The sequence below is a fragment of the Nonomuraea sp. NPDC003201 genome (assembly GCF_053590415.1).
This window is the reverse complement of the sequence record NZ_JBSFTC010000010.1, coordinates 78,476-91,536: the sequence shown is the minus strand read 5'-3', so window position 1 is coordinate 91,536 and position 13,061 is coordinate 78,476. Positions and strand designations below refer to the sequence as shown.

At 69.7% G+C, this 13,061-nt stretch carries 8 protein-coding genes; 5 read left to right on the top strand and 3 right to left on the bottom strand.

What is annotated here, in order from left to right; translation table 11 throughout:
* The 4 genes from ACWDX9_RS07285 to ACWDX9_RS07270 all read left to right on the top strand — a co-directional run.
* On the top strand, nucleotides 1-219 hold a 219-nt coding region (locus ACWDX9_RS07285; RefSeq protein WP_449950060.1), incomplete at its 5' end, for a LamG-like jellyroll fold domain-containing protein.
* A gap of 203 nt (nucleotides 220-422) precedes the next feature.
* Complete coding sequence (locus ACWDX9_RS07280) at nucleotides 423-6,572, top strand: RHS repeat domain-containing protein (protein WP_449950057.1); 6,150 nt, start codon at nucleotides 423-425, stop codon at nucleotides 6,570-6,572.
* A gap of 107 nt (nucleotides 6,573-6,679) precedes the next feature.
* On the top strand, nucleotides 6,680-7,438 hold the full coding sequence (locus ACWDX9_RS07275) for an SDR family NAD(P)-dependent oxidoreductase (protein WP_449950055.1): 759 nt from the start codon (nucleotides 6,680-6,682) through the stop codon (nucleotides 7,436-7,438).
* 161 nt (nucleotides 7,439-7,599) lie between these two features.
* Nucleotides 7,600-8,385: an alpha/beta fold hydrolase gene (locus ACWDX9_RS07270; protein ID WP_449950053.1), complete on the top strand. Its 786-nt coding sequence runs from the start codon at nucleotides 7,600-7,602 to the stop codon at nucleotides 8,383-8,385.
* Nucleotides 8,386-8,520: 135 nt separating this feature from the next.
* Here ACWDX9_RS07270 and ACWDX9_RS07265 read toward each other — a convergent pair whose 3' ends face one another.
* From ACWDX9_RS07265 to mce, 3 genes are all read right to left on the bottom strand, one after another.
* Nucleotides 8,521-9,669: an AI-2E family transporter gene (locus ACWDX9_RS07265; RefSeq protein ID WP_449950051.1), complete on the bottom strand. Its 1,149-nt coding sequence runs from the start codon at nucleotides 9,667-9,669 to the stop codon at nucleotides 8,521-8,523.
* 121 nt (nucleotides 9,670-9,790) lie between these two features.
* Nucleotides 9,791-11,074 (bottom strand): DivIVA domain-containing protein, encoded by a 1,284-nt coding sequence (locus tag ACWDX9_RS07260; protein ID WP_449950049.1) that lies wholly within the window; start codon nucleotides 11,072-11,074, stop codon nucleotides 9,791-9,793.
* 206 nt (nucleotides 11,075-11,280) lie between these two features.
* Nucleotides 11,281-11,703, bottom strand: coding sequence for a methylmalonyl-CoA epimerase (mce, locus tag ACWDX9_RS07255; protein WP_319712687.1), 423 nt, complete (start codon nucleotides 11,701-11,703; stop codon nucleotides 11,281-11,283).
* A gap of 84 nt (nucleotides 11,704-11,787) precedes the next feature.
* On the opposite strand from mce, the gene ACWDX9_RS07250 reads away from it, so the two are divergent.
* On the top strand, nucleotides 11,788-12,975 hold the full coding sequence (locus ACWDX9_RS07250; RefSeq protein WP_449950046.1) for an acetyl-CoA C-acetyltransferase: 1,188 nt from the start codon (nucleotides 11,788-11,790) through the stop codon (nucleotides 12,973-12,975).
* Nucleotides 12,976-13,061 lie beyond the last annotated feature (86 nt).

Below are 13,061 nucleotides of genomic sequence, written 5' to 3'. Positions count from 1 at the left end.
GCGCTGGCCGGCGAGCTGCGCATCTACATCAACGGCCAGCTCTCGACCACCACCATCACGTCCCACGCGAGCGCGTGGAACGCCACCGGCCCGCTGCAGCTGGGCCGGACCAAGACCGCGGGCGCCTTCACCGGCTACTGGCCAGGAGCCGTGGACGACGTCCGCACGTATGACGGCGTGCTGAGCACAGAGCAGATCGCTCAGCTGGCCGCCCAGTAAGTTCCCACCCACCCACCCACCCCAGTAAGTCCGATCTGCACCCCGACTGGGAGAGGTTCATGGACCTGCCGAGTGAGTTAGACCTGCCCGAATCCCGCTGGAATCGACCTCACGAACCCGACGAACCCGACAATCCAGACCCTTACTGGAACCGTTTCGTCAAGCCCAAGCCCGAGTCGCCCTGGCCTCGCAGACTCGCGGCGGTGCTCACCATCGCCCTCGTCGTCCCCCTCACGTACGCCATGCCCGCGCAGGCCGCGTCCCGGCCCGCCCCCTCGGTGGAGAACGAGAAGCCGATCAAGGGCAAGAGCGTCCCGGTCCTGCCCCCGATGGCCAATCCCGTCGAGAAACAGGCGTGGAAGGCGCCACCAGGCGTCGCCTGGCCCAAACCCCAGGCGGCGGAGCTGGGCGGCACCGGGGCGAGCACCCTGGCGGCGACCGGCTTCCCCGTGAAGCTGGCCCCGCAGAAAGACGCCAAAGCCGCCGCCGCCACGGCCGAGACCTCCGACCCGGTACGCGTCGAGCTCCTCGACTCCAAGCTGCTCGGCCTCGCGATGCGCGTATCGCCCGGCCAGGGAGCGAGCCTCAAGGCCGCGTCCGGCAAGAAGTCCCGCCTGCAGATCGACTACTCCGGCTTCCGCTACGCCTACGGCGGCGACTACGGCGCCCGGCTCCGCGTGGTCAAGCTGGAGGAGTGCGCCCTGACCGAGGCGGCCGGCTGCGCCGCCCCCCAGCCGGTCAAGAGCGAGAACGACCCGAAGGCGGGCACGCTGACCGCCGAGTTCGAGCCGGCCGGCCTGTACGCGGTCACGGCCGCGGCCTCGGGCCAGTCCGGCGACCACTCCGCCACCTCGCTCGCCCCGTCGGCGAGCTGGGGCGTCGGTCCCCAGACCGGCGACTTCAACTGGGACTACGACCTGCGCACCCCTCCCGCGCTGGGCGGCGACGAGCCGGAGTTGTCGATCGACTACTCCTCCCAGAGCGTGGACGGTCGCACCGCCTCCACCAACAACCAGGCCTCCTGGGTCGGTGAGGGCTTCGAGCTGAACCCCAGCGGCTACATCGAGCGCCGCTACAAGTCCTGCATGGTCGACGGCAAGAAGACCGGCGACCTGTGCTGGGACGGGGAGAACGTCACCCTGTCGCTCGGCAACTCGGCCGTCGAGCTGGTCAAGGACGCCACGAGCAAGCAGTGGCGGCCCAAGCGCGACGACGGCACCCGCATCGAGTACCTCACCGGCGCCACCAACGGCGACAACAACGGCGAGTACTGGCGGGTCACCGGCGCCGACGGCACCCAGTACACCTTCGGCCTGAACCGGCTGCCCGGCTGGGTCACCGGCAAGGCGGAGACGAAGTCGGTCCAGACAGTGCCGGTGTTCGGCAACAACAGCGGCGAGCCCTGCTACAACAGCACCCCGGCCAACGCCTGGTGCCAGCAGGCATACCGGTGGAACCTGGACTACGCGGTGGACACCCACGGCAACGCCACCACGTACTGGTACGCGCAGGAGAAGAACTACTACGGCCGCAACATGAAGCCCGAGCTGGGCACCGTGTACGACCGCGCGGGCTACCTCACCCGCATCGACTACGGCTACCTGCAGAACGAGCTGTTCACCAAGGCTCCCGCCTCCCGCGTCGTCTTCGACGTGGCCGAGCGCTGCCTGCCCAGCGGCACCATCACCTGCGCCGCCGACCAGCTCAAGAAGGAGACCGCCAGCAGCTGGCCGGACGTCCCGTTCGACCAGATCTGTGACTCCGGCGTGAAGTGCACCGAACGCCTGTCGCCGACGTTCTTCACGCGCAAGCGCCTGACCAAGGTCACCACGCAGATCATCAACGCCTCGGGCCAGTACACCCCGGTGGACTCCTGGACGCTCGCGCACCAGTTCCCCGCCTCGGGTGACGGCATGAGCCCGGCGCTGTGGCTGGCGTCGATCCAGCAGAGCGGTCACGTGGGCGGCACGATCACGCTGCCCAAGGTCACGTTCATCGGTGTGCAGCTGCCCAACCGGGTGGACGCCAACGAGGGCCGCGCTCCGCTGGTCAAGTGGCGCGTGCAGGCCGTGAACAACGAGTCCGGCGGCGAGCTGCGCGTCAACTACTCCGCCGCCGACTGCAAGCCCGGCGACGTGCCCGCCGCCGACAAGAACGCCAGGCGCTGCTTCCCGCAGCGCTGGTCACCGCCGAACGAGGCCGAGGTGACCGACTGGTTCCACAAGTACGTGGTCACGCAGACGATGGAGGTGGACCGCGTCGGCGGCGCCCCCAACGTCGTCACCGACTACGAGTACCTCGACGGGACCGCCTGGCGCTACGCCGAGAACATCCTCGTCAAGCCCGAGCACCGCACGTGGTCGGACTTCCGGGGCTACGGCCGGGTCCGGGTGCGTCAGGGCGACGGCCAGGACACCAAGCGCACGCTGACGGAGTTCCGCTACTTCCGCGGCATGGACGGTGACAAGCAGGCCGACGGCTCCAAGCGCAGCGCGCAGGTCACGGACACCGAGGGCGTCAAGCTCGACGACCTCGACCAGTTCGCCGGCTTCGAGCGCGAGGAGGTGGTCTACGACGGCGACGGCGGGGCCATCCTGAGCGCCACGCTCGAGGCGCCCTGGTCCGTCAAGACCGCCGAGTCCACGCAGAGCGGTGTCACCAAGGCCGCCTACGTGGTCGAGCCCAAGTCCATGGTCACCCGCACCGCGCTGGAGGGAGGCAAGTGGCGTCGTACCGGCGAGGAGCGCGAGTACGACACCAAGGGCCTGCTCACCCAGGTGGAGGAGAAGGGCGACCTGGCCACCACCGACGACGACCAGTGCACCCGCTACACCTACGCCCGCAACGACACCAGCTGGATGCTCGACTACACGAGCCGGATCCAGAAGGTCGCCGCCGGCTGCGGCACCGCCGTGTCCACGCTGGCCGCCGGTGAGGTCATCTCCGACCAGAAGGTCCAGTACGACAACAAGGCGTACGGCCAGGCGCCGACCAAGGGTGACGTGACCACCGTCGAGAACACCGTCTCCGGGGACGGCGCGACGATCGTCGAGAGCACCCACACCTACGACGCCTACGGTCGCGAGACCAGCGAGACCGACGCGCTGGGCACCAAGTCCACCACCACCTACACCCCGACGGCGGGCGCGCCCCCGACCGAGATCACGGAGACCAACCAGCTGGGCCACGTCGAGCGCACCCTGCTCGAACCGGCCTGGGGCGAGCCGTACGCCGAGGTCGACGCGAACAACCGCCGCATCGACATGGAGTACGACGCGCTCGGCCGCCTGGTCAAGGTCTGGCAGCCCGACCGCAGCAAGGCGGCCAACCAGTCGCCCAGCACCGAGTACGACTACTCGATGCGCACCGACGGTCCCAGCTTCGTCACCACGAAGACGCTGAACGCGGACGGCACCTACAGCGCGAGCCACGAGCTGTACGACGGCCTGATGCGCAAGCGCCAGACCCAGGAGCCCGCGCCCCGCGACGAGCAGACGCAGGACCCGGCGCTGCGTGACGGGCGCACGATCACCGACACCGTCTACAACTCGCTCGGCGAGGCGGCCAAGGCGAACACCGGCTACTTCGCCACCGGGACGCCCTCCACCGACCTGCTCGCCGTGGCCGACGTGGACGTGCCCAACCAGGTCGTGGTGACCTTCGACGGCAGCGGTGACGCCAACGCGCAGATCCTCAAGTCGAAGGGCCAGGAGAAGTACCGGGTCAGCACCACGCAGCAGGGCGACCGGGTCAACATCACGCCGCCGCCCGGCGGCACCGCCACGACCCGCATCGGCGACGCCGAGGACCGGCTCATCGAGTTGCGCCAGTACAAGGGCGCCACTCCGACGGGCGAGTACGAGTCCACCAAGTACACCTACGACCACGCCGGACGCCTGTCCACGGTGACCGACGCGGCGGGCAACGTGTGGAAGCACCACTACGACATGCGTGGCCGCGAGATCAAGATGGAGGACCCCGACAAGGGGGCCACCACGATGACGTACAACGACGCCGACGAGCTGGTCACCACGACCGACTCGCGCGGCAAGACGTTGTACTACGTCTACGACGCGCTGGGCCGCAAGAAGGAGCTGCGCGACGGCTCCGCGACCGGTCCGCTGCTCGCCGAGTGGCAGTACGACGCGCTGGCCAAGGGCCACATGAACGCCAGCATCCGCTACACGGGCGGGCAGGCGTACAAGGCCGAGATCAACGCGATCGACTCCGACTACCGCACGCTGCGCGAGACCGTCACCGTCCCCGAGCGGGAGGGCAAGCTGGCGGGTTCGTACCAGCTCAACACCCGCTACACGATCGACGACCAGGTCCAGTCCGTCAGCTTCCCGGCCGCGGGCGGCCTGGCGGAGGAGCAGGTCGTCTACACCTACGACGAGCTCAGCCAGCCGACCAAGGTCAGCGGCCTGAACACGTACGTGACCGCGACCCGCTACTCCAAGCTGGGCGAGACCCTGCAGCAGGAGCTGAGCACGGGAGGCAAGAAGACCTGGGTCACCTACACCCATGACGAGGGCACCCGCAGGATGTCCAGGATGCGGGTGGACAGGGAGGGCGCCGCGGCGACCGACCTGGACCTCAACTACAGCTACGACGCGGTCGGCAACATCACCAAGATCGCCGACAAGGGCGCGAGCGGCCAGGACACGCAGTGCTTCAAGTACGACCATCTGCGCCGGATGACCTCGGCGTGGACGGGCACCGACGACTGCGCCAGCGGCAGCCCGCAGTCCGACAAGATCGGCGGCGTGGCCCCGTACGCGCTCAGCTACGAGTACGACGCCACCGGCAACCGGACCAAGGAGATCAAGCACGCCTGGGGTGGCGCGGGTGAGACCACCCGTACCTCCACCTACCCGGCGGCGGGTGCCAAGCAGCCGCACGCGCTCCAGACCGTCGGGTCGGACCTCTTCGAGTACGACGCCGCGGGCAACACCACCAGGCGCAAGGTCGGCAACTCCGACCAGAGCCTGGTCTGGGACGCCGAGGGCAACCTGGAGTCGGTGACGGAGGCGGGCAAGACGACGTCCTTCGTGTACAACGCGGAGGGCGACCGGCTGATCCGCAAGACGCCGACCGACTCCACGCTCTACATCGACGACATCGAGTTGCGCTTCGACTTCGCCAAGGACGCCGTCGAGCAGACTCGCTACTACACCATCGGCGGCGAGCCCATCGCGGTGCGCACGCCGGACAACCAGGTCTACTTCCTGGTCAACGACCACCAGGGCACCGCTCAGGCGGCCGTGAACGCCGGGACCGGTGAGCTGGCAGTACGCAGGACGACGCCCTTCGGCGAGAACCGGGGATCGCCACCGGCGTTCTGGCCGGGGCAGCGCGGATTCGTGGGAGGCACGCAGGATTCCACGACCGGGCTGGTCCATCTCGGGGCCCGCGAGTACGACCCCAAGAACGGGCGCTTCCTGTCGGTCGACCCCGTCATGGAGGAGCAGAACCCGCAGCAGCTCAACGCCTACGCCTACGCCAACAACAGCCCCGTCACCATGAGCGACCCCGACGGCCAGCTGTTCTGGTTCGTCGCGGCGATCGTGGTGCGGGTCTCGGCGCAGATCATCGCCAGGAGGCTGGCGATGGCCGCCGCCAGGCGGGCCGCCATCGCGGCGGCGCGTGCGGCGGCGAGAAGGGCCGCCCTCGCGGCGGCACGGCGCCGGGCACTGGCGGAGGCCAGGCGGAGAGCCGCGGCGGAGGCCAAGAAGCGGGCCCTGGAGGCGGCGCGGAAGAAGGCCGCGGCCGCGGCCAGGAAGAAGCTCCAGGAACAGGCCAAGAAGAGGGCGGCCGAGCGGGCCAGGAAGGCGGCCACGGCACGGGCACAGCGGCGGGCCGCGGCGGCGGCGAAGAGAGAGGCGAGGAGAAAGGCCGCTGAGCAGGCGGCCAAGCGCCGGGCCGCGGCGGCGGCCAGGACGCGCAACAGGCGGGCAGGCCGGCTCCCCAGCGGGATCCAGCGGGCACGGCAGCGTCCGGCGCAGCGGCCGACCAGCCACAGGGCGCAGCAGCGGCAGTCGCCGCCCAGGGACAGCCGGCAGCCGATGCAGCCACGGCCGAGCCAGATCTACCGCAACGACGGCTCGACCCAGCCGACGCAGTCCTACACCGTCTACCGAGACGGCCGGATGTATCCGGACGGACCGCCACCGGCGGCCCGGCCCGGCGGCTCCGGCCAGGGCGAACGGCAGATCTTCCGGCCGGAGAAGATCGAGCCCGAGAACACGAGGACGGGCACGATCGCCGAAACCGGCTTCAAGGTCAACCAGTATCTCGACAAGAGCGGTATAGCCGACGCGCTCGACATCATCATCTGGGGCTTGGGAGGTTAGCCCCTACTGACGGACACCGGCGCGGGACCCTCACGGGTTCCGCGCCGGTGGCGTTTTCGGGTGTCATGTCACTAGAATCTTGTTCGGTAATGATTCGAGGAGGCAGCGTGAGCGCGTTCGATCTCAGTGGGAAGCAGGCTCTGGTCACGGGGGCGTCGAAGGGGATCGGGCGGGGCATCGCGCTCGCCTACGCCGAGGCGGGGGCCGACGTGGCGCTCGTGTCCCGCTCGGCCGAGAGCCTGGCCGAGGTGGCCAAGGAGGTCGAGGCTCTGGGCAGGCGCGCGGTCGTCATCCCCGCCGACCTCACCGACCGCGACGCCGCCGCGGGGGCCGTCGCGGCGGCGATCGACGGGCTCGGGCACCTCGACATCGTGGTCAACAACGCGGGCGGCTCCAACTTCCTCGTCGAGTTCAAGGACCTGCGGCTGTCGGGCTGGGACAAGCTGATGCGGCTCAACCTCGACTCGGCCATGATCGTCTGCCACACCGTCGCGCCCCACCTGCTGGAGCGGGGTGGCGGCACGGTCATCAACGTGGCGTCGGTGGCGGCGCTCGGCGCGCCCTTCCTCGCCCCGTACGCCGCCGCCAAGGCCGGGCTGGTGGCGCTGACCAAGACGCTGGCCGTGGAGTGGGCGCGGGCGGGGGTGCGGGTCAACGCGCTGTGCCCAGGCTGGACGGCCACCGACCTCAACCGGAACCTCTGGGAGGACGAGACCTCCGGCGCCGCCACGGTCGCCACCGTGCCCATGCGGCGCTGGGGGACGGTGGCGGAGATGGCCCAGCCGGCCGTGTTCCTGGCCAGCTCGGCTTCCGCGTACATGACGGGCCAGGTGCTGTTCGTGGACGGCGGTGCCACCGCCATCTAATTGTGTACGCGATTATTCGCCGGCCAATGCCAGTTTTATAGCCGACATTGGCGAAATGCCCCCTTTATGGGGAGCTTTAGAGAAGCAGTCTTCGATTTTCGGCAGATATAGGCATACGACATTGAGTGCTTGCGGCCGTGAACCGGGCTACCGTGTGGTCCGTGCAGCTCTACACGAGATCGGCCGGAACCGGGCTCCCGGTTGTGCTGCTTCACGCGTTCCCGCTCTCGTCGGCCATGTGGCTGGCCCAGCGCGAGGGACTGGCCAAGGCCTGCCGGGTCATCACACCCGACCTGCGCGGCTTCGGCGGGTCCCGCCTGGGCGACGACGAGCCGTCGCTCGACCTGATGGCCGACGACGTCGCCAGGCTGCTCGATGACGAGGGCATCGAGCGGGCGGTGGTGGGCGGGCTGTCGATGGGCGGCTACGTGACCATGGCGTTCTGCCGCCGGCACCCCGACCGGGTGCTCGGCGTGATCCTGGCCGACACCAAGGCCGGCGCCGACCCGCCCCCGGCGCGGGACAACAGGGAGCGCATCGCTCAGGCCGTGCTCTCCGAGGGCAGCGAGGTGCTGGTCAGCGAGGTGCTCCCGGCGCTCATCGGGCCGACCACGAGGGAGCGGCGGGCCATGGTGTTCGGGCGCGTCAAGGGGCTCGTGCAGTCGGCGCCGCCGGGCGCGGTCGCCTGGGCGCAACGGGCGATGGCCGCGCGGCCCGACTCGTTCGACACGCTGAGCGCGCTGAAGGTGCCGCTGCTGGTCGTGGTGGGGGAGGAGGACGAGCTCTCGCCACCCGCCGACGCGGAGGCGATGGCGCGCGCCGTGCCCGACGGGCGACTGGAGATCATCCCGAAGGCGGGCCATCTGAGCGCGGTGGAGCAGCCCGAGGCGTTCAACACGGCGATCACCGAATTCCTCCGCACCGACCTCGCCACCTCCCGCCCCTGACCCCACCCCGGCCCTAGGGAGCACACCCCAAGGGCCTCAGCCCTCCCTCTCCTTCCCCCGAAGGACCTCAGCCGGAGTGAGACGGGCGACGGGGGCACGGTCGGCAACTGGACTCGGCCCCTCCCCGGGAGGCCCTCAGACGTGGTCCTGGCGCGGCAGGACCACCTCCCGGACGATCAACGCGATGGCCGCCGCCACCGGAATGGCCAGCAGCGCGCCGACGATACCCAGCAGCGCCCCGCCGAACAGCGCGGCGATCACCGTCACCGCCGGCGCCACGTCCACCGAGCGCTTCATCACCCTCGGATAGATGAAGTAGTTCTCGACCTGCTGATAGATCACGAAGAAGACCGCGCACGCGATCCCCGCGGGCACCGACTGCAGCAGCGCGACCCCGGTCACGAGCACCGCGCCGATCGTGGCGCCCACCAGCGGGATCAGGTCCGTCAGCGCCACGACCAGGGCGAGCGCGAGCGCGTACTGCACTCCGGCGATGGACAGGAAGATCCAGGTCAGGAAGCCCGCGATGACCGAGATGAGCACGTTGCCCGCCACGTACCCGCCGATGCCGGAGAGGATCTGCTCGCTGATCGCCCTCGTCCGGGTCCTGCGGGAGGCCGGTACGAGCTTGAGCAGGTGGTCCTTGATCGTCTGCAGCGAGCCGAGGAAGTAGAGCATGAGCACCAGCAGCGTCACCGTGGTGTAGACGCCGTTCAGCACCACCAGCCCCGCGCCCATGATGCCGCTGGCCAGCGACGGCCCCAGCGTGGACGTCACGAACGTCTTGAGCTGCGCCAGGATCTGGTAGTCGGCGTCGAGCTGGTGCAGCGTCGGGTTCTTGCCGAGCTCGGTGACGTACGTGGGCACCGCCGCCACGAACTCCGACAACTGCTGGCTCACCGGCGGCACCACGGCCAGGCCGAACAGCGCGAACGCCACGATGACCCCGGCGAACACGATCGAGATCGCCCCCCGCCGGGCCAGGCCGCGGCGCTGGAGGGCCTCGACGGCCGGGTTGAGGCCGACGGCCAGGAACATGGCCACGACGACCAGGATGATCGTGCTCAGCGACGCGACGACCATCTGGGCGATCGCGATCGCCGTCAGCACCCCCAGCCCGCCGACCAGCCCGAACAGGAAGGGGCCGCGGGCGAGCGGCTTCCCGGGCAGTCCGTACGGCTGAGGGCCGCCGTCACCCTCCTGGGCCGGGGCGGCTCTCTTCGTGGTCGTGGATTCTTCGGACTCGGTGGGCTCCGGGGCGGTGGGATCGACATCCGCGGACAAGGTGACACTCCCGAGATTGTCGGTAAACAGCAAAGAGAGAGCCTAGCGACCATTGGATCGCCAGGCTCTCTCCAGCCTGCCCTTCAGCCCCCGTGTGCAGTCCCGACCTGTGGGCCGGTGGTTACTCCTGCCACCATTCGGCGTCGTCCTCGGACTTGCTCTCGGCCTTCGCCGCGGGCGTCGTGGCCGGGGCCTCCGGCACGGGAGCGGCGAGCGCCGGCTTGGCCGGGGCCGCCGTGACCGCGGGCTCCGGCTCCATGCCGGGCAGGGCCGCGCCGCCGAGCAGCTGGCGCAGCTGGGCGAGGTGGCTGGTGATGCTGTCGCGCTGGCGGGTGAGCTCGTCGACCTGGCGCTGCATGGTCGTGCGGGTGCGCTCGGCCTCGTTCTTCGCCTCGGTGACGATCGTGTCGGCGCTCGACTTGGCCTCGGCCACTATCGTCTCGGAGCTCTTGCGGGCGTTGGCGACGAGCTGCTTGGCGTGCAGGTCCGCCTCGCGGCGGGTCTGCTCGGCCTGCTGGGTGGCCTTCGTGGCCCGCGACTCGGCCGTGGCCGCGCGCTGCTCCGCCTCGGCGACCATGCGCTGGGTGTTGGCCTGGGCGGTGGCGTGGCGCTCGGCCTCCTGGCGCTCGGCCTCCTCGCGGCGGGAGGCGAGCTGGATCTCGAACTCCGCCTCGTCCTGCGCCCGCTTGGCCTCCGACTCCTCCAGCACCCGCTGAGCCTGCGCGCGCATCTCGTCGGCCTGCCGCTTGGCGGTGGTCAGCACCTCGTCGCGCTCGCGCTTGGTCGAGGCCCGCAGCTGGGCGACCTCGCGCTCGGCGGTGGTGCGGAGCTTGGCGATCTCCCGCTCGGCGTCGGCCCGCTTCTCCGCCACCTCGTGGTCGGCGGTGGCCCGCAGCTTGGCGACCTCGCGATCGGTGGTGTTGGTCAGCTCGTCGGCCTCGCGACGGGCGGTCGAGCGGGTCTCCTCGGCGTCGCGGTCGGCGGCCGAGCGCATCTCGTCGCTCTCCCGCGTGGCCACGGCGCGCTTCTCGGCGGCCTCGGCCTCGGCGGCGGCCCGCAGGTCGGCGGCCTCGACCTTGGCCGCGGCCTTGATCTCGTTGGCCTCGGACCTGGCGGCCTGGACGAGCTCCGTGGCCTGCTCCTCGGCCAGGCGGAGCAGCTGCTCGATGCGGGCGCCGAGACCGGAGTAGGTGGGGCGCTCCTGCTCCTGCAGCTGGCGCTGGGAGTCGGACAGGTCGCGCTGCAGGCTCGTCACCTGCTCGCGGGACTGCCGTAGCTCTCCGTCTAGCTGCTTCAGATGATCGTGGACCTGATGCCGGTCGTAACCGCGGAGCACCACGTCGAACTCGCGTGCGGGGGCGTCCTCGAAGAAATTGTTGAGCTGGGCGTCGATGTCGGACTGCATGGAGGCTCAATCCTGGGTTGTCGAGACGGCTACACGGGCCGGACGGGGGGTTCGGGGCATCCGATCCAGGAGCCTGTGCCAAAGGGCAGGCTCCATGTCCGGTGGAAGGTCAAGCGTACTCCGCTGGTGCCACCTGCGAAGCCCCGTCCAACTTTCTGCGTGACTAGTTACATATGAACGTTTTTTAACATTTGTCAGGTCCGGCGTTAGGGCTTGGCCGCCTGCACCAACTCCGTCAGCATTCCTCCCACGTCCTTGGGGTGCAGGAACGCGATCTCGGAGCCCATCGACCCGTGCCTGGGACGCTCGTCCAGGAGCCTCACACCCTTCTCATTGATCTTAGCCATCGCCTGGGCGACATCGGGAACCCCGAATGCCACATGATGGACACCCTCGCCACGCTTAGCGAGGAATTTTCCCACAGGGGAGTCCTCAGAGAGAGGTTCCAGAAGCTGAATGTAGGAGCCCCCACCTTCGCCGTCGGAGATGCGCAGCATGGCCTCCTTCACGCCCTGCTCCTCGTTGACCTCCCTGGCGACCACGGTCAGCTCGAACGTCTCCGAGAAGAACGCGATCTTCTCTTCGATGTCCTTGCACGCGATTCCGATGTGGTCGATCCGCATGAACATATGTGGCCCACCTCCATAGCGAGCGTCCGCCTACTCGTGGGTATGGTGTCAAAGAACCCGACGTGAGCGTAGGAGGCCCCCGTCATGTCCAGTTCCGTCATCGTGGCCGGAGCTCGCACGCCCATCGGCAAGCTCCTGGGATCCCTGTCCGGGCTGGCCGCCGTGGATCTCGGGGGCGTCGCCATCAAGGCCGCGCTGGAGCGTGCCAGGGTCGCGCCGGATGCCGTCGAGTACGTCATCATGGGCCAGGTCCTGCAGGCCGGCGCGGGCCAGATCCCCTCCCGCCAGGCCGCCGTCAAGGCCGGCATCCCCATGACGGTCCCCTCCGTCACCATCAACAAGGTCTGCCTGTCGGGCCTGGACGCCATCGCGCTGGCCGACCAGCTCATCCGCGCGGGCGAGTTCGACATCGTGGTGGCCGGCGGCATGGAGTCCATGACCAACGCCCCCCACCTCCTGCCCGGCCTGCGCAAGGGCGTCAAGTACGGCGGTTCGCAGGTCGTCGACTCGATGGCCCACGACGGCCTGTTCTGCGCGTTCGACCAGCGCGCGATGGGCGAGTCGACCGAGCACTACAACGCCCGGCTCGGCATCGGCCGCGAGGAGCAGGACGCGCTGTCGGCCCGCTCCCACCAGCTGGCCGCCGCCGCCATCAAGAACGGCCTCTTCGACGAGGAGATCGTCCCGGTGGAGATCCCGCAGCGCCGCGGCGAGCCGCTGATCGTCAAGGAGGACGAGGGCGTACGCGGTGACACCACCCAGGAGACCCTGGCCAAGCTCCGCCCGGCCTTCGCCGCCGACGGCACGATCACGGCCGGCTCCGCCTCGCAGATCTCCGACGGGGCCTGCGCCGTCGTGGTCATGTCGAAGTCGAAGGCCGAGGAGCTGGGCCTGGAGTGGCTGGCGGAGATCGGCAGGCACGGCAACGTCGCGGGCCCGGACGCGTCCCTGCAGTCCCAGCCGGCCAACGCCATCAAGCACGCGCTGTCGAAGCAGGGCGCGACGGCCGGCGACCTGGACCTGGTGGAGATCAACGAGGCCTTCGCCAGCGTGGTCCTGCAGTCCGCCAAGGAGCTGGGCGTGCCGCTGGACAAGGTCAACGTCAACGGGGGCGGCATCGCCCTGGGCCACCCGATCGGGGCCTCGGGCGCGCGGATCGTGCTGACGCTGGCGTACGAGCTGAAGCGCCGGGGCGGCGGCCTGGGCGCCGCCGGGCTCTGCGGCGGCGGCGGCCAGGGTGACGCGCTGATCATCTCGGTCCCCAAGCAGTAGGAAGTCCTCGCGGGCCCCGGGGAGAGCCCCGGGGCCCTTCTTGCGCTCGGCCATGTAAAGAATTCTAGACACGAAGTCCGGGATGT